The sequence below is a fragment of the Citrobacter freundii complex sp. CFNIH9 genome (assembly GCF_002903305.1).
Lineage (GTDB): Bacteria > Pseudomonadota > Gammaproteobacteria > Enterobacterales > Enterobacteriaceae > Citrobacter > Citrobacter portucalensis.
In genome coordinates this window covers 1252508-1278769 of the sequence record NZ_CP026238.1, presented here as the reverse complement: position 1 = coordinate 1278769, position 26262 = coordinate 1252508, and the positions used below count along the sequence as shown (strand labels likewise).

Here is a 26262-nt window from a genome sequence, read left to right as displayed (position 1 = left end):
TCAGTTAATCCTGCAATAAAGGAGTTGGTTATGTCTCAAACAATTGATCTAACCCTGGACGGCTTGTCCTGTGGTCACTGCGTAAAACGCGTTAAAGAAAGTCTGGAGCAACGCCCGGACGTTGAGCAAGCGGATGTCACTGTGACTGAAGCGCACATCACCGGGAGCGCTAGTGCTGAAGCGCTGATTGAAACCATCAAACAAGCCGGTTACGGCGCGGAGTTAAGCCACCCAAAGGCTAAACCGCTGACGGAGTCATCAATCCCGTCGGAAGCACTGGCAGCGGTCCCTTCCGAGCTTCCGGCAGCTACGGCTGATGATGACAGCCAACAGTTGCTGTTAAACGGCATGAGCTGCGCCAGCTGTGTTATCCGCGTACAAGATGCTCTGCAAAGCGTACCGGGTGTCACGCAGGCACGGGTAAACCTGGCGGAACGTACTGCGCTGGTAATGGGCAGTGCGTCCGCCGACCAGTTAGTGAAAGCGGTGGAAAAAGCGGGCTACGGCGCAGAAGCCATTGAAGATGATGTTAAGCGCCGCGAGCGTCAGCAAGAAACCGCCGTAGCAACCATGAAACGTTTTCGCTGGCAGGCGGCCGTCGCGCTGCTGCTGGGTATCCCTGTCATGGTATGGGGAATGATTGGCGAAAACATGATGGTCACTGCCGACAACCGCAGCCTGTGGCTGACGATTGGTCTGGCAACGCTTGCCGTGATGGTTTTCGCGGGCGGTCATTTTTACCGCAACGCGTGGAAAAGCCTGATGAACGGCACCGCGACTATGGATACGCTGGTGGCGCTGGGTACGGGGGTGGCATGGCTTTATTCCATGAGCGTCAACCTCTGGCCGCAATGGTTCCCGATGGAAGCGCGACACCTCTATTATGAAGCCAGTGCGATGATTATCGGTCTGATTAACCTCGGGCACATGCTGGAAGCGCGGGCTCGCCAGCGTTCGTCCAAAGCACTGGAAAAATTACTCGATCTGACGCCGCCGACCGCGCGTGTTGTTACTGACGAAGGTGAAAAGAACGTGCCGCTGGCAGACGTTCAGGCGGGAATGTTGCTGCGCCTGACCACCGGTGACCGCGTTCCGGTAGATGGCGAAATCACTCAGGGCGAAGCCTGGCTGGATGAAGCCATGCTGACCGGAGAGCCTATTCCGCAACAAAAAGGCGAAGGCGATAGCGTCCACGCCGGTACGGTCGTACAGGATGGCAGCGTGCTATTCCGCGCCAGTGCCGTTGGCAGCCACACCACGCTGTCACGCATTATTCGTATGGTGCGCCAGGCGCAAAGCAGTAAACCGGAGATTGGTAAACTAGCCGACCGTATCTCCTCAGTGTTCGTTCCGGTCGTCGTCGTCATTGCGCTGGTGAGTGCGGCAATCTGGTATTTCTTCGGGCCGGCACCACAAATTGTTTATACGCTGGTGATTGCCACTACCGTACTGATTATTGCCTGCCCTTGTGCGCTGGGCCTGGCTACACCAATGTCGATTATTTCCGGTGTGGGTCGTGCCGCTGAGTTTGGGGTTCTGGTACGTGATGCCGATGCGCTTCAGCGCGCCAGTACGCTTGATACCGTCGTATTTGATAAAACCGGGACATTGACTGAAGGTAAACCGCAGGTTGTCGCCATCAAAACGTTTGGCAACACCGATGAAGCACTGGCAATTCGTCTGGCAGCAGCCCTTGAACAGGGGTCCAGCCACCCGCTGGCCAGAGCGATACTGGACAAAGCCGGTGATGTTACGCTGCCACAGGTCAATGGTTTCCGTACGCTGCGCGGTTTAGGCGTAAGCGGTGAAACGGAAGGTCATACGCTGCTGCTGGGCAACCAGGCGCTGCTCAATGAGCAACAGGTAGATACCACTGAAATGGAAGCTGAAATCACCGCTCAGGCATCCCAGGGTTCAACCCCGGTCCTGTTGGCGATTGATGGTAAAGCGGCTGCTCTGTTAGCGGTGCGTGATCCGCTGCGTAGCGACAGCGTGGCAGCACTTCAGCGCCTGCACCGCAACGGATATCGTCTGGTGATGCTTACCGGTGACAACCCGACCACGGCTAACGCTATTGCCAAAGAAGCCGGTATTGATGAGGTGATTGCCGGTGTTCTGCCGGACGGTAAAGCCGAGGCGATTAAACGTCTGCAAAGCCAGGGGCGTCAGGTTGCCATGGTGGGTGACGGTATCAACGATGCACCTGCGCTGGCTCAGGCCGATGTAGGGATTGCCATGGGTGGCGGCAGCGATGTGGCGATTGAAACCGCCGCGATTACGCTGATGCGCCATAGCCTGATGGGCGTCGCGGATGCGCTGTCTATCTCCCGGGCAACCTTGCGTAATATGAAGCAGAACCTGGTCGGCGCGTTTATTTATAACAGCATCGGTATTCCCGTTGCCGCAGGGATCCTGTGGCCGTTCACCGGAACACTGCTGAATCCGGTCGTTGCAGGAGCGGCGATGGCACTCTCCTCCATTACTGTGGTGAGCAACGCTAACCGACTGCTGCGCTTCAAACCGAAAGAGTAACCCCCTGCCGCATGGCGCTCACGCTTATCCGGCCTACAAAGTGCAAGTAACATTGTAGGCTGGATAAGACGATTTCGCGTCGCCATCCGGCAATTCGCGCATTGCACCTTCCTGGACCACGCGCTAGCATGAAAGTCTACTTAGGGAGGTCGTATGGATCTGTTATACCGGGTAAAAACATTTTTCACCGCGCTACGCGGCAACCACTATACCTGGCCTGCCATCGACATTTCATTGCCCGGCAACCGCCATTTTCATCTGATTGGCAGTATTCACATGGGCAGTCGCGATATGGCACCTCTGCCTGCCAAATTACTCAAAAAACTCAACCATGCCGACGCGCTGATTGTCGAAGCGGATGTTTCCGGTGACGACGCGCCGTTTGCTAACCTTCCTACATTTGCCGCACTCGAAGAACGTATCAGCCCGGAGCAGTTAGAAAACCTGCGTAAAGTCACCAACGAACTGGGTATTTCCCCATCGCTGTTATCTACTCAGCCGTTGTGGCAAATCGCCATGGTATTACAGGCGACACAGGCACAGCAGTTGGGGCTACGGGCGGAATACGGAATTGATTACCAATTGCTGAAAGCGGCAAAACAAGCGCATAAACCCGTTATCGAGCTGGAGGGCGCATCCAGTCAAATCGAGCTGTTATGTCAGTTGCCTGATAACGGACTGGCTCTGTTGGACGATACTCTGACGCACTGGCATACCAATGCCAGATTGTTGCAACAGATGATGGGCTGGTGGCTTAAAACACCGCCACGCAATAGCGAACTGGCGCTTCCCAATACCTTTAGCCAGTCGTTGTATGACGTATTGATGCATCAACGCAACACAGCCTGGCGCGATCGGCTCAGGGCGATGCCTGCTGGTCATTACGTCGTGGCCGTTGGCGCGCTACATCTGTACGGAGAGGGAAATTTGCCGGAGATGTTACGGTAAAAAAATGGCCAATATTTCTATTGGCCCGTCAAAGAGGAATTTCATCATTATTATGATCCCAATGCTTAAAGCATCGGTGTAGTTCGATTGTCGCTCAAAGTCATCATCCTGCCAATACTATTGCGCAAGATGGTACTATTTTTTAGACAGACATCAGGCGTATGCTTGAGTCGTATTTTGTCTGGTCCAGGAAAATTGCTATGACACCCGCCGTTAAATTACTCGAAAAAAACAAAATTTCTTTCCAGATCCACACCTACGATCACGATCCGTCCGAGACGAACTTTGGTGATGAAGTGGTGCGCAAGTTAGGTCTGAATGCGGACCAGGTCTACAAAACGCTGCTGGTTGCCGTGAATGGCGATATGAAGCATCTGGCAGTTGCGGTCACGCCTGTAGCCGGTCAATTGGATCTCAAAAAGGTCGCTAAGGCTCTGGGGGCTAAAAAGGTTGATATGGCCGATCCAATGGTTGCGCAACGAACCACCGGTTATCTGGTGGGGGGGATCAGCCCATTAGGACAGAAAAAGAGATTGCCAACGCTCATTGATGCCCCTGCCCAGACGTTTGACACCATTTATGTTTCCGGCGGCAAACGCGGGCTGGATATCGAACTGGCAGCGGGCGATCTGGCGAAAATTCTGGATGCGAAATTCGCCGACATCGCACGCCGCGATTAAGCGGTTATAGAATGATTGCCTGATGGCGCGCAGCTTTAAGGCCTACAAATCGCACTGACCTGTAGGCCGGATAAGGTGCCCGCACCGCCATCCGGCACTCCGCCCTGTTACTGCCAGGTAACTTCCCCCTTCGGCTCATACACACTGGCATCCAGCGGTGAGTTCTTCTGCACGAACTCTTTCAGCACTTCTGCATCAATAAACCCGGTATTCACATAGCCAGGCTTGTTATCAATGCGCGGATAGCCATCGCCGCCGGTCGCGTTGAAGCTTAGCGTTGCCATGCGATAGGTTTTGGCTGGGTCAACGGGTTCACCTTTGATTTTCAAATCGTTAAGCTTGCCGTCTTTCGCCACAAAGCTGACGTTGGCAAACTGTGGATAGGCCCCGGAGTCCGGCTTCATTTGCGCCACGGCGGTCAGATAGTCAATCACCTCTTTCCCGCTCATGTCAGCATACACCACGATGTTTCCGAACGGCTGTACTTTCAGCACGCTCTTATAAGTGATATCGCCGCCTTCGATGGAATCACGGATGCCACCGCCGCTCATCACGCCAAAATCAGCGCTGGTTCGCGCCATTTGCGCAGCCAGCAGCAAATGTCCCATGTTGGTCTGCACGAAACGGACTTTGCTTCGGTCGCCTTCGAGGCGCGCATTGACGCTACCGATTTTCACGTCGAGCTGCGCTTTACCTTTATTCTGGAACGGCGTCAGCAACGAAAGCATTTGCTGATTTTCAGCTATTTCCGGGGTGTAGAGTACGCGCTCACTTTTACCGTTGTCCCAGGTCACTTTTTTCTTCAGGTTGACGGGAATGAGCTGGTAGTTGACCATTTTCATTTCGCCGTTACGGAACTCAAAGTCCGCCCGGCCCACATATTTCCCCCACTCGTGCGCCTGCACAATCCAGATCCCATTTTGCTTGTCTGGCGCACACGGCGTACCTGGTACGTAATCAACCTGCTTCTTGTTCTCTGAAGCCATACACACCGGATCCTGCGAGTGACCACCTACAATCATCGCCAGCGATCCCGCCGGCAGGCTACGCGCCATTTCGACATCGCCAGGGGCATTCGAGCCGTGGTTGCCGTTGTCATAATGTCCCATATGGGTGGTCGCGATAATGATGTCTGGCTTTTCACCCATATTCAGTTCCTGGATAACCAGTTTGGCTTCATCAGCAGGTTTACGGAACTCAATATCGGTAAAGAACTCGGGGTTGCCTATTTTCGCCGTATCGTCGGTGGTTAAACCGAGTACAGCAATTTTTAAATCCTGGCGCTTAAAGATGGCCCACGGCTTAAATAAACGCTCGCCGGTGCTTTTCTGATAGATATTGGCCGAGAGAAACGGAAATTTGGACCATTTTTCCTGCTGACGCAATACGGTCATGGGATTATCAAACTCGTGGTTTCCGACCGCCATCGCGTCATAGCCAATCAGGTTCATCCCACGAAAATCAGGTTCCGCATCCTGCAGATCGGACTCCGGTACGCCGGTATTAATGTCGCCACCGGAAAGCAGCAGTACGCTGCCCCCTTCCTCTGCCACCTCTTTACGAATACCGTCCACCAGCGTTTTTTGCGCCGCCAGTCCGTATTCTCCGTATTCGCTGCGCCAGAAGTGACCGTGATGATCGTTGGTATGCAAAATGGTAATTTTGTAGGTTTTATCTTTTTCGTACGCTTGTGCAGGCTGACCTGCCAGCGTAAATGCGGCTAATAACGCCAGCGCCACGCCCCGTTTTAAAAACTTCATATTTCTCTCCCTGAGCCAAAATCAACGACTGAAATTACAATGATATGAAATAATAGTCGAAAATGTTTTCAGAAATGAGACTTCCTTCAAACACCTTCCGCAGGTATGTTAGTCAGGTAATAATAACAAAATAGATTACCCTCATAATCGCAACCCAAACAGAAGTGACTTTCTATGGCAATAAGTGAACCAACCCAGCCTGTGGCTGGCGCGTCAGCGTCGGTTGCTAAAGCACGCACCTCATTTGGCATTTTAGGAGCGATCAGCCTCTCCCATCTGCTAAACGATATGATTCAGTCGCTGATCCTGGCGATTTATCCGCTATTGCAGTCAGAGTTCTCGCTAACGTTCATGCAGATCGGGATGATCACCCTAACCTTCCAGCTTGCTTCCTCGCTGCTGCAACCGGTGGTGGGTTACTGGACGGACAAATACCCGATGCCGTGGTCGCTGCCCATTGGGATGTGCTTCACGCTGAGTGGGCTTGTTTTGCTGGCCATGGCCGGTAGTTTCCATATGGTGCTGCTCGCCGCGGCGCTGGTTGGCACCGGCTCTTCGGTATTTCATCCGGAATCGTCCCGCGTGGCGCGCATGGCCTCCGGCGGTCGTCACGGCCTGGCGCAGTCAATTTTCCAGGTTGGCGGCAACTTCGGCAGCTCTCTGGGACCCTTGCTGGCAGCTGTCATCATCGCGCCATATGGTAAGGGTAATGTGGCCTGGTTTGTTCTGGCTGCGTTATTAGCGATTGTCGTCCTGGCGCAAATCAGCCGTTGGTATGCCGCGCAGCATCGGATGAGTAAAGGAAAACCGAAAGTCGCCATCGTTAATCCGTTACCGCGCAATAAAGTGGTGCTAGCGGTAAGCATCCTGCTGGTGCTGATTTTCTCCAAATACTTCTATATGGCGAGTATCAGCAGCTATTACACCTTTTATCTGATGCAAAAATTCGGATTATCGGTACAAAACGCCCAGTTTCACCTGTTTGCCTTCCTGTTTGCCGTCGCGGCCGGGACGGTGATTGGCGGACCATTAGGCGATAAAATTGGCAGAAAATATGTTATTTGGGGGTCTATCCTCGGCGTTGCGCCATTTACCCTCGTTTTACCCTACGCAACGCTGGAATGGACCGGAATTTTAACCGTGATCATTGGTTTTATCCTCGCATCGGCGTTTTCTGCTATTTTGGTCTACGCGCAGGAGCTGCTTCCTGGGCGTATCGGCATGGTTTCTGGGCTATTTTTCGGGTTTGCCTTCGGCATGGGCGGCTTGGGAGCCGCGGTGCTAGGGCTAATAGCCGACCATACCAGCATCGATTTGGTCTACAAAATATGTGCTTTCCTGCCACTTCTGGGGATACTGACCATATTCTTACCTGATAACCGACACAAAGCCTGATTTTCTGACGGCCAAAAGTAAATTTTGGCCGTCATTACTTGCAGTAGCCATCAGCCTTTACCTCTCACATATCACCGTACTTTTCCGATCCGTGCTTTTTTACTCTTAAAATCCCGTTTTCTTCAAAATTCAATAATTATTCATAAACATAAACATTAAAATTGTCATAAACTATTACTCGTAGTTTGGGTTTTCAGGATCATCACAGCAACCAAAGGAGACGGAATGCATCACGCCACCCCGCTTATCACCACCATTGTCGGCGGCCTTGTGCTCGCTTTTATATTAGGCATGATTGCCAATAAACTGCGTATTTCTCCTCTGGTGGGATATCTGTTAGCGGGCGTTCTGGCCGGTCCATTTACACCTGGTTTTGTTGCTGATACTAAGCTCGCGCCTGAGCTGGCCGAGCTTGGCGTTATTCTGCTGATGTTTGGCGTGGGGCTGCACTTTTCGTTGAAGGATTTGATGGCGGTAAAGTCTATCGCCATTCCCGGCGCGATTGCCCAGATAGCAGTGGCAACGCTGCTGGGTATGGCGCTTTCAGCCGTATTAGGCTGGTCGCTGATGGTGGGGATCGTGTTTGGTCTGTGTCTTTCAACCGCCAGTACCGTGGTGCTACTGCGCGCGCTTGAAGAACGACAGCTCATTGACAGCCAGCGCGGGCAAATCGCCATTGGCTGGTTGATTGTCGAAGATCTGATGATGGTGCTGACGCTGGTTCTCCTGCCAGCCGTCGCCGGGATGCTGGAAAAAGAAGATGTCGGCTTCGCCTCGCTGGCCGTCGATATGGGCATTACCATCGGTAAGGTGGTGGCGTTTATCGCGATTATGATGCTGGTGGGTCGTCGTCTGGTACCGTGGATTATGGCCCGCAGCGCCGCAACCGGTTCACGCGAACTGTTTACCCTCTCAGTCCTCGCCCTCGCCTTAGGTATCGCCTTTGGCGCAGTAGAGCTGTTCGATGTCTCCTTTGCGCTGGGCGCGTTCTTCGCCGGTATGGTGCTGAATGAATCTGAACTAAGCCACCGTGCGGCGCATGATACTCTGCCGCTGCGCGATGCGTTCGCCGTGCTGTTCTTCGTTTCCGTCGGGATGCTGTTCGATCCGTTAGTTCTGATCCAGCAGCCGTTGGCGGTACTGGGCACGCTGGCGATTATCATCTTTGGTAAATCCCTTGCCGCCTATTTCCTGGTGCGCCTGTTTGGTCACTCCCAACGCACGGCGCTCACCATTGCCACCAGCCTGGCGCAGATTGGTGAATTTGCCTTTATCCTGGCGGGTCTGGGAATGGCGTTAAACCTGCTGCCGCAGGCCGGACAGAATCTGGTGCTGGCCGGGGCAATCCTGTCCATCATGCTCAACCCGGTGCTGTTTGCGGTGTTAGAAAAATACCTCGCCAAAACAGAAACGCTGGAGGAGCAGACGCTGGAAGAGGCTATCGAAGAAGAAAAGCAAATTCCGGTGGATATCTGCAATCATGCCTTGCTGGTTGGCTTTGGTCGCGTCGGCAGCCTGCTGGGTGAGAAATTGATGGCTGCAGGGATCCCGCTGGTGGTGATCGAAACCTCGCGTACCCGGGTGGATGAACTGCGCGAGCGTGGGATCCGCGCGGTACTGGGAAATGCCGCCAACGAAGAGATTATGAATCTGGCGCATCTGGATTGCGCGCGCTGGCTGCTGTTGACCATCCCCAATGGTTATGAAGCGGGTGAAATTGTCGCTTCCGCGCGTGAGAAATGCCCGTCGATTGAGATTATCGCCCGCGCGCATTATGACGATGAGGTGGAATATATTACCGAACGCGGCGCCAACCAGGTCGTCATGGGTGAGCGTGAAATCGCCCGCACCATGCTGGAGCTGATTGAAACGCCGCCTGCAGGTGAAGTTGCTACGGCCAGTTAATGTCCGTGCCGGATAGCGTTATCGCTTATCCGGCCTATGTAAGATTTAACGGTCCCAGTACGACTCTTCTAGACTGTCTTCACGTTCCGGCAAACCGCGCGTCAGGCGCGGTGAATGCTGGTTCAGCACCTGATAACTCACGCGATTAGCATACTTACACACCTGGGCTAACGACGAATAGGTCAGCCAGGTGAACTTGTGCTTGCTGGAGTTAGGCACGTTGCTGCGGTGATAGCTGTTGGCGGTAATATCATGCAGCAATGCCGCCAGCGCGCCGTCACCCGCGCCGTTGGTGTTCATTATCTTTTCAGGTCCGCCCATATACGGTGCGATGTGCGAATACACGCGCAGCGGATTGGTACAGTCTTTATGGCGCATGGCGCGGCTGAATTCGTACTGATTAAATTCGGCAATAGCACCAGGGAGCAGAGGATGCTGGGTTTTACGTTTCACTTCTTCTTCCGTAAAGCCTGCCATATACAGACCCGCCGGCCCCGCCGTGCACAGCACCAGATCCACCCAATCCAGCGCTTTGTCGGACGCCAGCAGCGGATCGTTCTCGCCGGTCAGCGCTTCGGCCTCTTCTTCATTCATCGCCAGAATAGAGACATGCTCTTTGAGGAACGCCTGCCACCACTGCGGGTTATCGGCAATGACGAATTTGGTGCCCAGGGTCAGAACCACCGGCACATTGTGCTTTTTGGCGTATTCAATCGCCTTCATGGTCGCTTCCGGCATCGGCTCACCCGGTTCGCAGCGCACCAGATAAGACGTCAGCACCAGCGCGGACGCTCCGGCAATCACCGATTCAGGGATGCTATCCGCCCGTAGCTTATTCATATGCCCAGGGCTGATTGCGAAGGTACGCTCACCTGACTCGCCAATCAGCGTAAAGCAGCGGCCAATCGGTCCGTTAACGCCTTGCAGGTAGTTCAGGTCGGTACGGCTGGAGGTATTGCATAAATAGCGGTACGCATAGCTGCCAATCTCGATATTGCTGCACATCACGCCCAGCAGCACCGAGCGGTCATCCGCCAGTACAGAGTAGTTGTGCATCGTGTTACCGATAGTACCGCCCGCAAACTGATGGGTGATCAAGTTTTCACGCACCAGTTCCTGGTAGAGCGCTTCTGCGACATCATCGGCAATCACCAGAGAATGCCCGGCGCTTAATCCATAACGTTTTACAAAGTCATCATCCACTTTGGCTTCAATATCCACCAGCGTCTGGTCGATACCTACCACCCAGGCTGCGCTGGTTTCATTTTCTGGCTGAATTTGTTGCAGCAACGGATCGCGCGCGCTGACGGGAAAATAGTGTTTGGATTTGCGTTTACCGGGAAATTTCATGGTCGATTTTACGGGTGGTTAACTGAGCGATGCATGGTAGCACATTCCCTGCCACGCATGCGATGCGGCGCTAAGTTTCAATATCAGACGGTGAGATCGCAGTTTATACGGGATTAATTTCTACAATAACTCACCTTCACAAGGAGCGTTTTATGAAGCCGGAAAACAAGATCCCCGTACTCGACAGAATTTCGGATGAAATGAAAAGCGTGGTGAATTTTCATCGCGACGATCTGCCGCCGTGGCCCGCTGCAGATGACTTCGTGGCCCAGCGCCAACACTACATTCATGAACGGCAGTTGTGGAATGCCGATGCCCCAGAGATGAATACCCGCGAATGCGTTATTTCTACCGCATGCGGCCCCGTGGCCACACGTATTTACTCACCGCAGCCTCATAGCCTGGCAACGTTGTATTATCTGCACGGCGGCGGTTTTATTCTCGGTAATCTGGATACCCACGACCGTATTATGCGCTTGCTGGCGCGCTATACGCAGTGCACGGTAATTGGTATCGACTATTCACTTGCGCCGGAAGCCCGTTTCCCGCAAGCCATTGAAGAGATTGCCGCCGTCTGCCAGTATTTTCATCAGCACGCTGGCGACTATTCTCTTAATGTGAATCATATCGGTTTTGCGGGCGATTCCGCCGGAGCCATGCTGGCGCTTGCCAGTGCGCTGTGGCTGCGGGATAAACGCATTGTCTGCGGCAAGGTGGCTGGGGTGCTGTTGTGGTATGGGCTTTACGGCCTGCAGGATTCACTGAGCCGACGGCTGATGGGCGGAGCGTGGGATGGGTTAACCCGCGAGGACTTGCAGATGTACGAAAACGCGTACCTGCGTAGCGCTGACGATCGCGAGTCACCGTATTATTGCCTGTTTAATAACGATCTGACACGTGACGTGCCACCGTGTTTTATCGCTGGCGCTGAGTTTGATCCGCTGATTGACGATAGCCGCTTACTATTCCAGACGTTGCAGGCGCATCAGCAGCCCTGCCAGTACAAAATGTACCCCGGTACGCTGCACGCCTTCCTGCACTATTCGCGAATGATGAAAACCGCCGACGATGCGTTGCGGGAAGGCGCTCGTTACTTCAGAGCCCAGCTTTAACGGTAAGCATCGGTCAGTTTAACCATCATTTCGATATGTTCCGGTGCGGCATTAAGCGCCGGAATATACTCATATTGCTTACCGCCAGCCTCGAGGAAAATCTCCCGGTTTTGTACCGCTATCTCTTCCAGCGTTTCGAGGCAATCTGCCGAGAAGCCCGGACACATAACCTGGATATGTTGTGTCCCTTTCTCCGCCAGCATTTTTAACGTTTCGTCGGTATACGGCGTCAGCCACGGTTCGCGACCAAAGCGAGACTGGAAGGTCATCATTACTTTTTCTGGCGGCAGACCAAGCGCTGAAACCAGCTCTCGGGTGGTATCGCGACAGCGCTGCGGGTAGTCATCACCTTCATCGGCGTAACGCTGCGGAATGCCGTGGTAGGAGAGCAGCAGCAAATCAGGTTCACCGTGTTGAGCAAATGAATCCCGGGCACTCTTCGCCAGCGCATCGATGTAGCTGCTGTCATCGGCGTAATCACGAATAAATGAAACGCCAGGAATACCGCGTTTACGCGCTAAGATACGCGCCAGTTCGTCCCAGACGGCCGCTACCGTCGAACAGGAATATTGCGGGTACAGCGGTAACACCACCATGTGTTCAACCCCGCTTGCCAACAGTTCATCGACCGCGCTTTCAAGCGACGGCGAACCGTAGCTCATTCCCAGCGCGACAGGGGTATTTGGTAGGCGTTCTGCCAGCGCCCGCTGTTGTGCCTTGCTATAAACCATCAGCGGAGAACCGTCTTCCATCCAGATTGACTGGTACAGCTTGGCTACGCGTGGCGCACGCAACGGTAAAATCACCCCGCGCAGCAGCGGCCACCACAGTGCAGGTGACGTATCAACTACGCGTGGATCGCTTAAAAACTGGCGCAGGTAGCGCTTAACGGCTTCGGGGGTTGGGGCATCGGGAGTGCCGAGGTTTGCCAGCAGGATACCGGTTTTCGTCTGACGCATTACCGCCTCTTATCGATTCAAATTGTTGATAATTGTAGCGGAAAAGCGATAAAGAAGAACTAATTGCTGTGAGAGGTAAGACGAGAATTTGCCTGATGGCGCTACGCTTATCAGGCCTACGCGATAATGGCAGGCCTGATAAGAGGTTTATTACGCGAAAAAATTAGCCGAGGATTTTTTCCAGCGCTGCGCGCACGTCAGCAACGGCCTGAGTACCATCAACTTTCGCGTATTTGGTGTTACCCGCCTGCGCTTCTTTAGAGTAGTAGCCGATCAGCGGAGCGGTCATCTGATGGTATTCCACCAGGCGCTTACGTACAGTTTCTTCTTGATCGTCTTTACGGGTGGTCAGCTCTTCGCCGGTCACGTCATCTTTACCTTCAACCTTAGGCGGGTTGAATTTGATGTGGTAAACGCGGCCAGAAGCAGCGTGTACGCGACGACCCACGATACGGTCAACGATCAGTTCGTCAGGAACATCGAACTCCAGAACGTAGTCCACGTTGATGCCCGCTTCTTTCATGGCGTCTGCCTGCGGAATAGTACGCGGGAAGCCATCCAGCAGGAAACCATTACGGCAGTCTTCCTGAGCAATACGCTCTTTTACCAGCGCGATCACCAGCTCATCAGTCACCAGCTTACCGGCGTCCATGATGTCTTTCGCTTGTTTGCCCAGCTCGGAGCCAGATTTCACGGCAGCACGCAGCATATCACCGGTGGAGATTTGCGGAATACCATACTTCTCCATGATGAACTGAGCCTGAGTTCCTTTACCCGCGCCCGGAGCGCCAAGCAGAATGATACGCATTACGAAAATCCCCTTAAAGGTTGTCGATATTTTTTAAAAAGCGCTAAACGATACCACCATCACGCAATTGGCTCAAGAAAGACGCCCGACGCTGAAACGGTTAACGGTGGGAAAATTAAAAATAAGGCGAGAAAATGCCGGATGGCGGTGGAAACACCGTATCCGGCATACTATTACGAGATGCTGTAGGCCGGATAAGCGTTAACGCCATCCGGCATTACATTACGGGTATCAGGACACCAGCAACTGGTTCATACGACGGATGAACTGGTTAGGGTCTTCCAGCGTGCCGCGCTCAGCAAACAGCGCCTGATCCAGCAGCAGTTCGACCCACTCTTTGAACTGCGCTTCGTCCTGGGTATCTGCCGTGCGTTTTACCAGCACGTGGTCCGGGTTGAGTTCAAAGATATATTTCACTTCCGGTACGGCCTGGCCCGCAGCGGCAAACAGTTTCGCCATCTGGGTGCTCATTTCATCCGCATCGGTGGTGACGATGGCTGGCGTGTCGGTCAGACGGTGAGTCAGACGCACTTCTTTCACGCGGTCGCCCAGCAGGGTTTTCACGCGCTCAACGAACGGCGTCAGCGCTTTTTCCGCTTCTTTTGCCGATTCATCAACTTCATCCGCCAGCTTGTCGATGGACTCGTCAGCTTTGGCAACAGACTGGAATGCCTTACCGTCGAACTCGGTCAGGTAGTTCATCATCCACTCATCGATGCGGTCAGAAAGCAGCAGGACTTCTATGCCTTTCTTACGCAGCAGTTCCAGGTGCGGGCTGCTCTTCGCTGCCGCATAGCTGTCTGCGGTGATGTAGTAGATTTTCTCCTGCCCTTCTTTCATCCGCGACACGTAGTCTTCCAGCGACACGGTCTGTGCGGAGGAGTCAGTGTGCGTAGACGCGAAGCGCATCAGCTTAGCGATCGTTTCCTGGTTGGCGTGATCTTCCGCCGGGCCTTCTTTCAGTACCAGGCCGAACTGTTTCCAGAAGGTCTGGTATTTCTCCGCGTCGTCTTTCGCCAGTTTTTCCAGCATCTGCAGTACGCGTTTGGTCAGCGCGCTGCGCAGGTTACGGGTGACGGTGCTGTCCTGCAGGATCTCACGGGAAACGTTCAGCGGCAGATCGTTGGAATCTATCAGACCGCGCACAAAGCGCAGGTAGTTCGGCATGAACTGCTCGGCATCGTCCATAATAAACACACGCTGGACGTACAGTTTCAGACCATGCTTGTGATCGCGGTTCCACATATCCCACGGAGCCTGGGACGGGATGTACAGCAGGCTGGTGTACTCCTGCTTACCTTCCACACGGTTGTGGCTCCAGGTCAGCGGGTCAGTGAAGTCGTGGGCGATATGCTTGTAGAACTCGTTGTATTCGTCGTCTTTGATTTCCGACTTGTTACGGGTCCACAGCGCCTGCGCTTTGTTGATCTTTTCCCAGGAAACCACGGTCTCGCCGTCTTTTTCTTCGGATTTTTCGATCTCTACCGGCAGCGCGATATGGTCGGAATATTTGCTGATGATGGAACGTACGCGCCAGTCATCAAGGAACTCATCTTCGCCTTCACGCAGATGCAGGGTGATTTCGGTGCCGCGATCGTCTTTGGTGATGTCGGCAACGGTGTACTCACCTTCGCCCGCAGATTCCCAGAACACGCCGTTTTCCGGCTTATCGCCCGCAGCGCGGGTACGCACGGTGACTTTGTCCGCCACGATGAACGCAGAGTAGAAACCCACCCCGAACTGGCCGATCAACTGGCTGTCTTTCGCCTGATCGGATCCCATGGATTCGAGGAAAGATTTAGTACCGGATTTCGCAATGGTCCCCAGATGATCGATAACGTCATCACGGTTCATCCCCACGCCGTTATCGGCAATGGTCAACGTACGTTTATCTTTATCGAAGGAAACACGTACACGCAGCTCACCGTCCCCTTCATACAGGTCCGGGTTAGACAGGGCGCGGAAACGCAGCTTGTCTGCCGCATCCGAGGCGTTAGAGATAAGCTCACGCAGGAAGATTTCTTTATTGGAATACAGAGAATGGATCATCAGGTGCAGAAGCTGTTTTACTTCTGACTGAAAACCACGAGTTTCTTGTCCTTTCATGTAGATCTACCTCAACAATGCCATTTTCAATGGTAAAAACACGTTGAGGGTGAAATGGGGACAAGCGGGAAGGATTTCAAGCGGAAGCCGCCGTCGCGGCCTCCGTTTGTTCAGAATTTAATCTTGTGTCGCCCTGCCAGAGAGTGCGACAGCGTAGTGCCATCGACCATTTCCAGCTCGCCGCCGACCGGTACGCCATGGGCGATACGGCTGGCTTCAACGCCATATTGCATGCAAAGCTCAGCAATATAGTTGGCGGTCGCCTCTCCTTCGACCGTAGGATTGGTCGCCAGGATCAGTTCGTTGATTTGCTCAGACGCCAGTCGCTGTTCGAGACGATCCAGCCCGATATCATCAGGGCCAATACCGTCCAGCGGTGACAGGTGTCCCATCAGCACGAAGTAACGTCCGGAAAATTGCCCGGTTTGCTCAATGGCGTAGATGTCCGCCGGACTCTCCACCACACAAATCTGACCGTTTTCCTGGCGACGCGGGTTCGAGCAAATGTTGCAGACGTCTTGCTCTGTGAAGGTGCGGCAATCGGCACAATGGCCGATTTCCGACATTGCCTTCGTTAACGCCTGTGCCAGACGCATCCCGCCGCTGCGATCGCGCTGAAGTAGCGTGAACGCCATGCGCTGCGCCGACTTCGGGCCAACGCCCGGCAGACAGCGCAGTGCTTCCATAAGCTGAGTTAACAGCGGGCTGGTTTGCATCAGAACGGCATCTTAAAGCCAGGCGGCAGCTGCATTCCGGAGGAAACAGAGGCCATCTTCTCTTTCTGCGTCTCTTCAATGCGACGCGCCGCGTCGTTGAATGCCGCAGCAACCAGGTCTTCCAGCATCTCTTTGTCGTCTTCCAGCAGGCTTGGATCGATCTCCACGCGACGGCAGTTGTGCGCGCCGTTAATGGTCACTTTTACCAGACCCGCGCCAGATTCGCCGGTCACTTCCAGCTTGGCGACTTCTTCCTGCATCTGCTGCATTTTTTCTTGCATCTGCTGGGCCTGTTTCATCAGGTTACCCAGACCGCCTTTACCAAACATAGGCTTCTCTCTCAATCACGTTAAGGGATGACGACCGTCAAACCATTAGGCTCACGATCAAATGGGGCGAATACTCTCTTCGTCCAGCTCCGCATCGAAAAAACGACGCAGCGTCTGGATGTTATTATCCGCAATAATCGACTCACGCGCCTGCGCGAGCTTCTCTTCATAAATGGCCTGACGCCACTCCAGCGGCGTACGCACCGCTGGATTATCATCTTCAACGATGGTCAATTCAACCGTTGACCCCGTTAAGGAACTCAGTGCTTCAGCCAGTTTTTGCTGCGCGCCGCTGGAATTTAGGTGTCGCTGCGTGGAACGCAGGTGCAGGCAAACTACGTTGCCATTCTCTTCTTTCCAGGCATTAAGCGCCACCTGCTCCACCAGTTTAGGCAGCGAGAGCTGACTCACCTGGGCGGCCCACGGGTCGCGTTCAATGGCTTCAGCCGCAAGCTTTGCCGCCAGTTCCGGCGTTTTTTCATGCTCAAGCGCTTTTTTCAGCGCTTTCGGCGTGGCAACGACTTCTTTAACCTCTGCAACAGGATTGGTCGCTTTCCAGCGATACGCTTCTTTCTTCGCCGGTGCTTTTTCCAGCGCAGAGACCGCCGGACGCGCCTGAACACGTTCCGACACCGAAGCCAGTCTTTCCAGCGCAGCATTATTCACCGGCCGCGCGCGGGAAGCGGCTGCCGGTTCACTCTTTTTTGCTTTGGTTGCTCCCTGAGCGCGTTGCAACTGGCTACGCGCCGCCAACACCTGACTGGTGGCATCGGAGAGCGGCACATTCTGTTGCTGTTGTGCAGGCGCAGGCTGCTGCTGCACCTGCGTCGGGGTCATCACCGCAGTGGGTGCGACCGGGGCAAACGACTGTCGTGGAACTTCAGGTTCCGGGAGCGGCATGCGCGGATGAAAAGCCAGCGCACGCAGCAGCGTCATTTCGACGCCCATTCGCCTGTCCGGCGCATACGGCAGTTCTTTGCGGCCGATTAACAAAGTTTGGTAGTAAAGCTGCACATCGGTTGGCGGAACAATTCGCGCCAGTTCACGCATACGCTGTTCAATGGCGGCCATATCGCTGCCGAGCGCGGCAGGCGAAAGCTGAACCATGGCAATACGATGCAGCAAAGCCGACATCTCAACCAGCAGCGCTTCCCATTCGATACCGCGCGCGGCGGCGTCGTTTACCAGCGCCATAACGCGTTCGCCGTCCGCAGCCACAACCGCTTCAACAAGCGAGAGCGCCTGGTCGTCGTCCAGCGTGCCGAGCATGGTGCTTACCGCCTCGGTCGAGACCTGACCATCGCCGCTGGCGATCGCCTGATCGGTAAGGCTCAGCGCATCACGCAGGCTGCCGTCCGCGGCGCGAGCCAGCAGTTGCAGTGCACGTGGTTCATGGGCGATATGCTCTTCTTTGAGGATATGCTCAAGCTGATGGCGAATCTGTTCGACATCCAACGCTTTAAGATGGAATTGCAGACAGCGCGACAGGATAGTCACCGGCAGCTTCTGCGGATCGGTAGTCGCCAGCAGGAACTTAACGTGCGCGGGCGGCTCTTCGAGCGTTTTCAGTAAGGCATTAAAACTGTGGCGCGACAGCATGTGCACTTCGTCGATCAAGTAGACCTTAAAGCGACCGCGCGCAGGCGCATACTGGACGTTATCCAGCAGGTCACGGGTGTCTTCGACTTTGGTGCGTGAGGCGGCGTCGATTTCAATCAGATCGACAAAACGCCCCTGCTCGATTTCCCGGCAGTTATCGCACACGCCGCACGGCGTAGCGGTGATACCGGTTTCACAGTTTAATCCCTTCGCCAGTAAGCGGGCGATAGAGGTTTTCCCGACGCCACGGGTGCCGGAAAACAAATAAGCATGATGAATACGCCCTAGCGACAAGCCGTTCGCCAGTGCCGTCAGCACATGTTCCTGGCCGACGACGTCAGCAAAGGTTTGTGGGCGCCATTTTCGGGCTAAGACCTGATAACTCATTGGCAGGCTCTGAAAGGCTGGAGGGTGGATTCACAAGGGGATAATGCTAACACAACCTCGCAGCGACGGCGAGGTTGACACGTTATATTCGGGCGTTATCGTTGCAGTCAGTTTGGTTTCGGGCAGCGCACAGAAACCGGAGCGTACACGCAGTACGTGAGGATTTCGAGCACTGACCGGGGCCAAAATGGCAAAAAAGATAGCCCTAAATTAGTGGCCCGGGAATGGAACCAGGCTATAACAGGTAAGCCCCTGTTTTTCCAGACGCTGTTCGCCGCCCAGATCAAACAGGTTAATGATAAAAGCAGCATCGGTAACTTCACCACCCAGACGGCGGATCAGCTTCACGGTCGCTTCAATCGTGCCGCCAGTTGCCAGCAGGTCGTCCACAACCAGCACTTTATCGCCAGGTTTGATGGCATCAACGTGGATTTCCAGCTGATCGGTGCCGTACTCCAGCTCATAGGTCTCAGCAATAACTTCACGCGGAAGCTTACGGGGTTTGCGTACCGGAACAAAGCCGACGCCCAGCCCCAACGCTACCGGCGCGCCAAACAGGAAGCCACGCGCTTCGGTGCCAACCACTTTAGTGATACCCGCATTTTTGTAGCGTTCAACCAGCAATTCAATGCTGAGGGCGTAGGCTTTCGGGTCTTCCAGTAAACTGGTGACATCACGAAAGAGAATGCCCGGTTTTGGGTAGTCGTGGATGCTTTTGATGCTATTTTTGAGAAACTCAAGCTGCTGTGCTGTCGCGGTCATAAGTTTGTGCCTGATTAATACAGTATTACTTCACGGCGCACTAAACACTTCATCCTCGACGTATCTTGAATGATTTTGTGTCTATATAAGAGCCAAGGTTACACTTGCTTAACCTTTGACCACCTGCGCCTGTGCTCGAAAACGGTCGAATTTACTGGCTGTGAGAGACAATTGCAACAGCGATTATTGCGCTTTACTGCTTTTGTTGTTTTTCATCAATCACCGGGATCCGCCACATAAAAATCAGTAAACAGGCGAGAATAACCAGCAGCAGGCCGCGCACCCACATCATATTGACCAGCCACAGTGAAATGCCAAACGTCACCAGGATCAACAAAATAGCGCGCGGTTTTGCTCCCGGCGGCATCGCACGGTGTTTTTGCCAGTGGCGCAAATACCCGCCGAACCACGAACGGTAAAGCAACCAGTCGTGAAAACGCGGCGATGAGCGGGCAAAACACCAGGCGGCCAGCAGTATAAACGGCGTCGTCGGCAACAGAGGCAATACAACGCCCAGCGTACCTAGCACTACCGCTATCCAGCCAATGATGATTAGAATAATGCGTTGCATAATATGAGTACTTAACACAGAGAATCGCTACTTTAGCATAACGGTTCTCATTTTCATCGGAGTGTTGTTGTGAAAACCGCCATGCTGTTACAGATGCTCGAAAACCAGCTTAACCGCTTGCGACAACATTGCGCCCCGCTGGCGCACCACACAACGCTTAGCGCCCGCTTTGACAGGCATCTGTTTCACACGCGCAGCACGTTGCTGCAGGCCTGCCTGGAAGAAGCTGACGATAATCTTACTGCCCTGCGCCGCGCCGTTGAGCAGCAGCAACTCCCACAAATCACCTGGCTTGCGGAACACCTTGCCTCACAGTTAGAGGCGATTTCACGTGAAACCGCCAGTTGGTCCCTTCGAGAGTGGGACAGCGCTTCTCCAGGTCTGGCGCGCTGGCAGCGCAAGCGGGTCCAACATCAGGAATTTGAACGCCGTCTGGTTGAAATGACGCGTGAACGCAAAGAGCGTCTGGCTCAGGCTACCGGCTTTGAAGAACAGCAAAAACTGCATCGTGAAGTAGAAGCATTCGAGGCGCGGCTGGCGCGCTGTCGCCATGCTCTGGCAAGAATAGAAAACGTGCTGGCGCGTTTAACCCGTTAATCCCCGGAGAATTTATGTCATTAGAGAACGCCCCGGACGAGGTCAAACTGGCCGTCGATTTGATTGTTTTACTTGAGGAAAATCAGGTTGCGCCTGAAACCGTACTGAAGGCGCTGGAGATTGTTAAACGGGATTACGAAAAGAAACAGCTCTCTTGTTCAAAAAACGCGATATAGCTGGAATGCCTGAAAGCGTTGCACTTATCAGGCCTACGAATGAATCGAAGCTCGCAGGCCTGATGAGTTTATCTATTAACCTACCGAAGGCGTCGGATCATCACCTTTAATGATGTCACGCTTAACCTCGGTCACGGTATCACCTTTCGCGTTATGCAGATGCACTTCGAGCTGGTTAAAGGCGATATCAATGTCGTTTTCACGGCACAAACGATCGACCGCACGGTTCAGTTCATCAACCGTGTGGCTACGATCGCGCAGTTCACGCACGTATAAACGCAGTTCATGATCCAGCGTGCTGGCACCGAAGGCGGTAAAGAACACCGCAGGCTCTGGATCGTGCATCACTTTCGGGTGTTCCATCGCCGCCTGCAACAGCACTTTCTTCACTTTATCCAGATCCGAACCGTAGGCCACGCCGATGCGGATCACCAGGCGCGTGGTGGTATCGGAAAGCGACCAGTTGATCAAACGCTCCGTCACAAATGCTTTGTTCGGGATGATCACCTCTTTGCGATCGAAGTCGGTAATAGTGGTGGCACGGATACGGATCTTGCTGACCGTTCCTGAGAACGTACCGATAGTCACGGTATCGCCGATGCGGACCGGGCGTTCAAACAGAATAATCAGACCCGAAACAAAGTTACCGAAGATTTCCTGCAAGCCAAAACCAAGACCAACCGACAGGGCTGCTGCCAGCCACTGTAGCTTATCCCATGAAACACCGAGCGATCCGAAGACCGTCATCGCGCCGATGGCGATGATCGCGTAGTTAAGGATCGTGGTGATCGCATACGAAGCGCCCTGACGCATCTTCAGTCGCGACAGCACCAGCACTTCCAGCAGGCCGGGTAAGTTACGGATCAGCGCCCACGCGACCATTGACGCAATAATCGCAAACAGCAGGCTGCCCATGGTGACGTCTTTCACCACCGCAGCTCCCGCTTCGGTGCCGTTGTAATGCCAGAGCGTAATGCTATCGAGGTAGCTGAATACAGTTATCAAATCAGACCAAATAGCCCAGAACAGAACACCAAACAGGGCAACCATTACCAGCATGGTGATGCGCAGCGTTTGCTGGTTCACCTGCTCAAGCGCAATGGTCGGTTCTTCCTGCGGCTCGGCTCCTTCCGCCCCTTCTTTCACCAGGTTCTGACGACGCGCTAGGGCACGGCGCCAGGCGATACGCCGTGCCGCCACGCTCAATCCACGCAGTACCGTCTGATACAGCAGGTTCCAGAGGATAACCAGATAGACCGTTTCAATCCAACGACCGGCCAGGCGCAACGTGGTGTAGAAATACCCTGTCGCCGTCAGCACCATTAATGCAATCGGGATAATTGAGAGGACAGTAATGGTAACCAGACGCAAGCCATGCGACTCTTTGTCGCGCCAGCTTTCACGACACATTGGCCATACCAGGAAGGCGATCAGCAGCAGGTTGAGGAAAATAACTACCTGACCCAGCACATCATCCATCAAATTAAGCGGCGACAGCTCAGCAATGACCGACCAGAAGTTGAGCGGTAACAGCGCCAGGCTAATACGCACGATCTGGCGGCGCCAGTGACTGGTCTGTTTCGCTGGCATACCAAAATGACGAATTGCCACGCCATCTTTTTCCAGCACCTTCCAGCACAGACCAAACACCAGCCAGAAGACTGTCATCTTCTTACTGAACGCCCACAGCAGGTCGCTGATATTCAACTGCATGGTAAGCAGAATCAGGCCCAAGGCGAGGATAATCAGGCACGCCGGTAACGCTCGGATCAGATCGATCAGAATCGCTTTTGGCGTATTGAGCTGACTGTCATTACGCAGGTTCCCTACTGCGGCGGCTAATTTCGCCTGATACTCTTTCAACCATTTCAAACGCCAGCGGATTAACCCGGCAATAAGCAGCAGTGGCAGCCCCGCCAGGAACGCAATAAAGACGGCGGGCCAGGCTTTTTCCCAGTTCACTGTGATTTTCATCGACTTAAACTGGTCTTTTAGCGTTTGCGGGAAGGCTTTGATCCAGTCCCAGTCCATCGGACGGTTACTATTAACCCAGAAGATTTGCTGCGTGAGGATCCCTTTCAGGTTCTTCGACACGCTCATTAGCTGCTGTTGATTGATTTGCAGGTTAATTGCCATCATCAACTGGTTGCCCAGCTGCTTGTTCAGCTGATCCAACAGTTCACGGCGCATATCCACAACCTGCAGCAGGGCATCATGGACTTCACCATTCACTTCGTTGCTGTGCCCTTCTTCCAGTTTGGCGACAAACGCATCGTTCTGGAATAGCGCATCACGCTGCTGGTTTATCTCAAACTGTTCCAGACGCAAATCGGCGATCCGGTTGGTCATATCGGCAAGTTCATCCGCCGACGGCAGCGTTTGTTGTTGCTGATACAGAATACGCGACAGCAGCAGGCTGCCTTTCAGGACAGCAATCTGTTCTTTAATGTTGCGTTCGGATTGCAGCGCTCGGTCAAGCCAGTTTTTGACTTTGATATTCTGCTGCATCAGGTTGTTGCCGTTTTCGGTCGCGGCTATCAGACGCTGACTGAGCTGATGGTTAACGTCCAGTTCCTGCTTCACTAACGGATTTGACTGAATACGCTCGGCTTCATCCGGCGTTACCGCTTCCTGAGCTGTCTTTTCGGTTAACGTCAGTCGTTTGCTGTTCACCGCTTCTTGCAGAAGCTGGAGCTGATGTTCAAGCCGGTTACTGTTAGCTGTTACGTAATCACGTTGTTTTTGCAAGGTATCCTGCAAAACAGTATTACCTTCGAGGCTCTTACGCTGTTGGTCGATCTGCGCACTCAGCAGCGCCTGCTGTGCCTGCAGCAACACCTGCTGGCTGGGGCGTAACGCAGCCTCTCCCACATTGTTGCCATCGAGTCGATTACGAATTTGCTGCATTTGCTGCGACGCGGTGTACATCGCATTCTGCACACGCTCTGGCTGCGTCTGGAGCGACACCAGTTGGCTGTTGTAAGCGGCAAGATCGTTTTGCGCACTTTGCAGGTCATCCAAAACCTGTGCCACGCGCGACTCAAGCTGTCGCAAGGAGAGTGTACTCAGCGTTTTTCGCGTTTCATCGTCGTTATCGACATCGCTGAGCGAATTTAACGCATCCGTCGCCTGACGCATTTTCTCCGGTGCCTGGGCAACTTTCTGGCGAAGCTGTACGGTCTCATCTTTCACGCGATCGATTTTATCCAACGTGGCGATGGTATCGATGAGATCCTGTTGGACCAGCTTATCCTGCGCGGAGAGATCTTTTTGTTTACTCAGCGCGTCCAGTTGGCTCTGAATATCCGCTTTCGTCGGCAGTTCACCACTCTGTTGCGCCCGCGCAAAAGCAGACGACTGGCAAGATAGCAAGAGAATGAAGAAAAGAATGGTAATAGCAATAAGATGCTGTGAACGTTTATAGAGCTGCAACATAGTCATGAGAATGAACGTTTCTGAACCGGAAAAGTGACCGAAAATAGTCAAGCGGCAAGAATATCACGGCTGTGACCGGTAGAATAGCAGCAGGCAAAACGACCAGGAGAATTCCTGGTACTGGCCCAAAACGTTTAGTGGATTTCCGCCACGCCAAGCCGCAGAGTTGGGCACATAAGGCACATCTCCAGCAGCACAGCCACGTATTCCCGAGCTTCTTTTTTCAGATCAAACGATTCGGGGGCAAATAACCAGTTTTCTATGATTCCGGTAATATAGCTACGCAACAGGACCGCCACGCGACGGGTGTTCAGGTTTTCCGGCAGCATATTGGCATCCATACAGTGCCGCAATGTTTGTTCGATACGATCGTAATTTTCAATACAAAGATGGCGTTGAGCTAACTGAACAGAGGCCATTTCCCCGACAAACTCGCATTTGTGGAATATAATTTCCAGCAACAAACGTCGGCGTTCTTCTGTCACGGTAGCTTCAAGAACGTAAATTAAAATTTCTCTTAATACTGATAGTGGATCGTCGGGGAATTTTGCCTGATACTCAGTCTCTAACTCATCAATGTTAGGTTTTGCTAGCTCCCAGATTTCACTGAATAAATCCGACTTGTTTTTGAAATGCCAATAGATTGCGCCGCGCGTGACACCAGCGGCTTTTGCGATCTCCGCAAGCGAGGTGGATGATACCCCTTGTTGCGAAAACAAATGCAGAGCAACATCGAGAATATGCTGTCGTGTTTCCTGTGCTTGTTGTTTGGTTTTTCGTGCCATATGTCAGTGAATTTACAGGCGTTAGATTTACATACATTTGTGAATGTATGTACCATAGCACGACGATAATATAAACGCAGCAATGGGTTTATGGGCTTTAAGCCATTGATCAATTTGAAATCGGACACTCGAGGTTTACATATGAACAAAAACAGAGGGTTAACGCCTCTGGCAGTCGTTCTGATGCTCTCAGGCAGCTTAGCGCTAACAGGATGTGACGACAAACAGGCCCAACAAGGGGGCCAGCAGATGCCAGAGGTTGGAGTTGTTACGCTCAAAACTGAACCTCTACAGATAACAACTGAGCTTCCGGGTCGCACCAGTGCGTTTCGCATTGCAGAAGTTCGCCCTCAGGTTAGCGGTATTATCCTGAAGCGTAATTTCACGGAAGGTGGCGATATCGAAGCGGGTGTGTCTCTCTATCAGATTGATCCTGCAACTTACCAGGCCGCTTATGAAAGCGCAAAAGGCGATCTGGCCAAAGCACAAGCCGCAGCAAATATCGCTCAACTGACGGTTAAACGTTATCAGAAACTGTTGGGTACTAAGTACATCAGTCAACAGGATTACGATAGCGCGCAGGCAGACGCACAGCAGGCGAACGCCGCCGTTGTCGCCGCGAAAGCCGCGGTAGAAACTGCACGCATCAATCTGGCCTATACCAAAGTGACGTCGCCGATCAGCGGCCGCATTGGTAAATCATCCGTTACGGAAGGTGCTCTGGTGCAAAACGGTCAAGCGACCGCACTGGCGACCGTTCAACAGTTGGACCCGATCTACGTGGACGTGACGCAGTCAAGCAACGACTTCCTGCGCCTGAAACAAGAGCTGGCCAACGGCACGCTGAAGCAAGAGAACGGCAAAGCGAAAGTCGAACTGGTAACCAATGACGGCATTAAATTCCCGCAGTCCGGCACGCTGGAATTTTCTGATGTGACGGTTGATCAAACTACCGGGTCGATTACGTTACGCGCCATCTTCCCTAACCCGGATCACACCTTACTGCCGGGTATGTTCGTTCGCGCACGTCTGGAAGAAGGGATTAACCCAACGGCATTACTGGTTCCACAGCAAGGCGTTACCCGTACACCGCGTGGCGATGCCAGTGCATTGGTTATCGGTGCAGACAACAAAGTTGAAACTCGTCAAATTGTCGCGGCACAAGCGATTGGCGACAAATGGTTAGTCACTGATGGACTTAAGCCGGGCGACCGCGTGATTGTCACTGGGCTGCAGAAAGTACGTCCTGGCGCGCAGGTAAAAGCGCAGGAAATCACCGCTGATAACAACCAGCAAGGCCAAAGCGGTAGCCAGCCTGAACAGTCCAAGTCTTAACTTAAACAGGAGCCG

The 26262-nt window shown here is 53.4% G+C and carries 21 protein-coding genes and 1 other annotated feature; of the genes, 9 read left to right on the top strand and 12 right to left on the bottom strand.

The window, feature by feature from the left end; all coding sequences use genetic code 11:
- The first annotated feature begins 30 nt into the window (after positions 1 to 30).
- From copA to ybaK, 3 genes are all read left to right on the top strand, one after another.
- Positions 31 to 2532, top strand: coding sequence for a copper-exporting P-type ATPase CopA (gene copA / locus C2U43_RS06360; RefSeq protein ID WP_032942557.1), 2502 nt, complete (start codon positions 31 to 33; stop codon positions 2530 to 2532).
- A 153-nt stretch (positions 2533 to 2685) separates the two neighbouring features.
- Positions 2686 to 3480, top strand: a complete 795-nt coding sequence (locus tag C2U43_RS06355; RefSeq protein ID WP_060682642.1) for a TraB/GumN family protein — start codon at positions 2686 to 2688, stop codon at positions 3478 to 3480.
- 200 nt (positions 3481 to 3680) lie between these two features.
- A complete protein-coding gene (gene ybaK / locus C2U43_RS06350; protein ID WP_003831056.1) occupies positions 3681 to 4160 on the top strand; it encodes a Cys-tRNA(Pro)/Cys-tRNA(Cys) deacylase YbaK in 480 nt (159 codons plus the stop codon).
- Between the two features lie 107 nt (positions 4161 to 4267).
- On the opposite strand, the gene ushA is transcribed toward ybaK, so the two are convergent.
- Positions 4268 to 5920 carry a bifunctional UDP-sugar hydrolase/5'-nucleotidase UshA gene (ushA, locus tag C2U43_RS06345; RefSeq protein ID WP_103284819.1) on the bottom strand — a complete coding sequence of 551 codons (1653 nt, stop codon included), beginning with the start codon at positions 5918 to 5920 and terminating at the stop codon, positions 4268 to 4270.
- Positions 5921 to 6094: 174 nt separating this feature from the next.
- Between ushA and fsr the strand changes: the two genes are divergently transcribed.
- Together fsr and ybaL are read left to right on the top strand one after the other, a co-directional pair.
- Positions 6095 to 7315, top strand: a complete 1221-nt coding sequence (fsr, locus tag C2U43_RS06340) for a fosmidomycin MFS transporter (protein WP_003021788.1) — start codon at positions 6095 to 6097, stop codon at positions 7313 to 7315.
- Between the two features lie 225 nt (positions 7316 to 7540).
- A complete protein-coding gene (ybaL, locus tag C2U43_RS06335; protein ID WP_003021783.1) occupies positions 7541 to 9220 on the top strand; it encodes a YbaL family putative K(+) efflux transporter in 1680 nt (559 codons plus the stop codon).
- Positions 9221 to 9265: 45 nt separating this feature from the next.
- On the opposite strand, the gene gsk is transcribed toward ybaL, so the two are convergent.
- Positions 9266 to 10570 (bottom strand): inosine/guanosine kinase, encoded by a 1305-nt coding sequence (gsk, locus tag C2U43_RS06330; protein WP_003021781.1) that lies wholly within the window; start codon positions 10568 to 10570, stop codon positions 9266 to 9268.
- Between the two features lie 152 nt (positions 10571 to 10722).
- On the opposite strand from gsk, the gene aes reads away from it, so the two are divergent.
- Positions 10723 to 11682 (top strand): acetyl esterase, encoded by a 960-nt coding sequence (gene aes / locus C2U43_RS06325; RefSeq protein WP_003831053.1) that lies wholly within the window; start codon positions 10723 to 10725, stop codon positions 11680 to 11682.
- Here the strand turns inward: aes and hemH are convergent.
- The 8 genes from hemH to C2U43_RS06270 form a co-directional block, all read right to left on the bottom strand.
- Complete coding sequence (gene hemH, locus C2U43_RS06320) at positions 11679 to 12641, bottom strand: ferrochelatase (RefSeq protein WP_003831052.1); 963 nt, start codon at positions 12639 to 12641, stop codon at positions 11679 to 11681. The two genes, aes and hemH, sit on opposite strands and share 4 nt — an antisense overlap.
- A 163-nt stretch (positions 12642 to 12804) precedes the next feature.
- Entirely contained in the window at positions 12805 to 13449 is a 645-nt protein-coding gene (adk, locus tag C2U43_RS06315; protein WP_003021773.1) for an adenylate kinase, read from the bottom strand.
- Between the two features lie 231 nt (positions 13450 to 13680).
- Positions 13681 to 15555 (bottom strand): molecular chaperone HtpG, encoded by a 1875-nt coding sequence (htpG, locus tag C2U43_RS06305; RefSeq protein WP_032942554.1) that lies wholly within the window; start codon positions 15553 to 15555, stop codon positions 13681 to 13683.
- 110 nt (positions 15556 to 15665) lie between these two features.
- Positions 15666 to 16271 carry a recombination mediator RecR gene (gene recR, locus C2U43_RS06300; RefSeq protein ID WP_003021767.1) on the bottom strand — a complete coding sequence of 202 codons (606 nt, stop codon included), beginning with the start codon at positions 16269 to 16271 and terminating at the stop codon, positions 15666 to 15668.
- Positions 16271 to 16600: a YbaB/EbfC family nucleoid-associated protein gene (locus tag C2U43_RS06295; protein ID WP_003021764.1), complete on the bottom strand. Its 330-nt coding sequence runs from the start codon at positions 16598 to 16600 to the stop codon at positions 16271 to 16273. The genes recR and C2U43_RS06295 overlap by 1 nt, the downstream gene beginning before the upstream one ends.
- Before the next feature lie 57 nt (positions 16601 to 16657).
- A complete protein-coding gene (gene dnaX / locus C2U43_RS06290; RefSeq protein WP_003831049.1) occupies positions 16658 to 18586 on the bottom strand; it encodes a DNA polymerase III subunit gamma/tau in 1929 nt (642 codons plus the stop codon).
- Positions 17261 to 17325 (bottom strand) — a sequence feature (DnaX frameshifting element). Its footprint overlaps the gene before it by 65 nt.
- 210 nt (positions 18587 to 18796) lie before the next feature.
- Positions 18797 to 19348, bottom strand: a complete 552-nt coding sequence (gene apt, locus C2U43_RS06280) for an adenine phosphoribosyltransferase (protein WP_003021759.1) — start codon at positions 19346 to 19348, stop codon at positions 18797 to 18799.
- A 193-nt stretch (positions 19349 to 19541) separates the two neighbouring features.
- On the bottom strand, positions 19542 to 19919 hold the full coding sequence (locus C2U43_RS06270) for a DUF454 family protein (protein ID WP_008783969.1): 378 nt from the start codon (positions 19917 to 19919) through the stop codon (positions 19542 to 19544).
- Positions 19920 to 19988: 69 nt separating this feature from the next.
- On the opposite strand from C2U43_RS06270, the gene priC reads away from it, so the two are divergent.
- Both priC and rsmS read left to right on the top strand, forming a co-directional pair.
- A complete protein-coding gene (priC, locus tag C2U43_RS06265; RefSeq protein WP_182315468.1) occupies positions 19989 to 20516 on the top strand; it encodes a primosomal replication protein N'' in 528 nt (175 codons plus the stop codon).
- A gap of 14 nt (positions 20517 to 20530) precedes the next feature.
- A complete protein-coding gene (gene rsmS, locus C2U43_RS06260) occupies positions 20531 to 20692 on the top strand; it encodes a pleiotropic regulatory protein RsmS (protein ID WP_008783967.1) in 162 nt (53 codons plus the stop codon).
- A 75-nt stretch (positions 20693 to 20767) separates the two neighbouring features.
- On the opposite strand, the gene mscK is transcribed toward rsmS, so the two are convergent.
- Both mscK and acrR read right to left on the bottom strand, forming a co-directional pair.
- Positions 20768 to 24133 (bottom strand): mechanosensitive channel MscK, encoded by a 3366-nt coding sequence (gene mscK / locus C2U43_RS06255; RefSeq protein ID WP_071445854.1) that lies wholly within the window; start codon positions 24131 to 24133, stop codon positions 20768 to 20770.
- Between the two features lie 128 nt (positions 24134 to 24261).
- Positions 24262 to 24912, bottom strand: a complete 651-nt coding sequence (gene acrR / locus C2U43_RS06250; RefSeq protein ID WP_003831045.1) for a multidrug efflux transporter transcriptional repressor AcrR — start codon at positions 24910 to 24912, stop codon at positions 24262 to 24264.
- Positions 24913 to 25053: 141 nt separating this feature from the next.
- Here acrR and acrA point away from each other — a divergent pair, with 141 nt between their 5' ends.
- Positions 25054 to 26247: a multidrug efflux RND transporter periplasmic adaptor subunit AcrA gene (gene acrA / locus C2U43_RS06245; RefSeq protein ID WP_020996573.1), complete on the top strand. Its 1194-nt coding sequence runs from the start codon at positions 25054 to 25056 to the stop codon at positions 26245 to 26247.
- Positions 26248 to 26262 lie beyond the last annotated feature (15 nt).

Coding starts and splice junctions, on each gene's coding strand:
- copA (WP_032942557.1), top strand. CDS start 31: ATGTCTCAAACAATTGATCTAACCCTGGACGGCTTGTCCTGTGGTCAC.
- C2U43_RS06355 (WP_060682642.1), top strand. CDS start 2,686: ATGGATCTGTTATACCGGGTAAAAACATTTTTCACCGCGCTACGCGGC.
- ybaK (WP_003831056.1), top strand. CDS start 3,681: ATGACACCCGCCGTTAAATTACTCGAAAAAAACAAAATTTCTTTCCAG.
- ushA (WP_103284819.1), bottom strand. CDS start 5,920: ATGAAGTTTTTAAAACGGGGCGTGGCGCTGGCGTTATTAGCCGCATTT.
- fsr (WP_003021788.1), top strand. CDS start 6,095: ATGGCAATAAGTGAACCAACCCAGCCTGTGGCTGGCGCGTCAGCGTCG.
- ybaL (WP_003021783.1), top strand. CDS start 7,541: ATGCATCACGCCACCCCGCTTATCACCACCATTGTCGGCGGCCTTGTG.
- gsk (WP_003021781.1), bottom strand. CDS start 10,570: ATGAAATTTCCCGGTAAACGCAAATCCAAACACTATTTTCCCGTCAGC.
- aes (WP_003831053.1), top strand. CDS start 10,723: ATGAAGCCGGAAAACAAGATCCCCGTACTCGACAGAATTTCGGATGAA.
- hemH (WP_003831052.1), bottom strand. CDS start 12,641: ATGCGTCAGACGAAAACCGGTATCCTGCTGGCAAACCTCGGCACTCCC.
- adk (WP_003021773.1), bottom strand. CDS start 13,449: ATGCGTATCATTCTGCTTGGCGCTCCGGGCGCGGGTAAAGGAACTCAG.
- htpG (WP_032942554.1), bottom strand. CDS start 15,555: ATGAAAGGACAAGAAACTCGTGGTTTTCAGTCAGAAGTAAAACAGCTT.
- recR (WP_003021767.1), bottom strand. CDS start 16,271: ATGCAAACCAGCCCGCTGTTAACTCAGCTTATGGAAGCACTGCGCTGT.
- C2U43_RS06295 (WP_003021764.1), bottom strand. CDS start 16,600: ATGTTTGGTAAAGGCGGTCTGGGTAACCTGATGAAACAGGCCCAGCAG.
- dnaX (WP_003831049.1), bottom strand. CDS start 18,586: ATGAGTTATCAGGTCTTAGCCCGAAAATGGCGCCCACAAACCTTTGCT.
- apt (WP_003021759.1), bottom strand. CDS start 19,348: ATGACCGCGACAGCACAGCAGCTTGAGTTTCTCAAAAATAGCATCAAA.
- C2U43_RS06270 (WP_008783969.1), bottom strand. CDS start 19,919: ATGCAACGCATTATTCTAATCATCATTGGCTGGATAGCGGTAGTGCTA.
- rsmS (WP_008783967.1), top strand. CDS start 20,531: ATGTCATTAGAGAACGCCCCGGACGAGGTCAAACTGGCCGTCGATTTG.
- mscK (WP_071445854.1), bottom strand. CDS start 24,133: ATGACTATGTTGCAGCTCTATAAACGTTCACAGCATCTTATTGCTATT.
- acrR (WP_003831045.1), bottom strand. CDS start 24,912: ATGGCACGAAAAACCAAACAACAAGCACAGGAAACACGACAGCATATT.
- acrA (WP_020996573.1), top strand. CDS start 25,054: ATGAACAAAAACAGAGGGTTAACGCCTCTGGCAGTCGTTCTGATGCTC.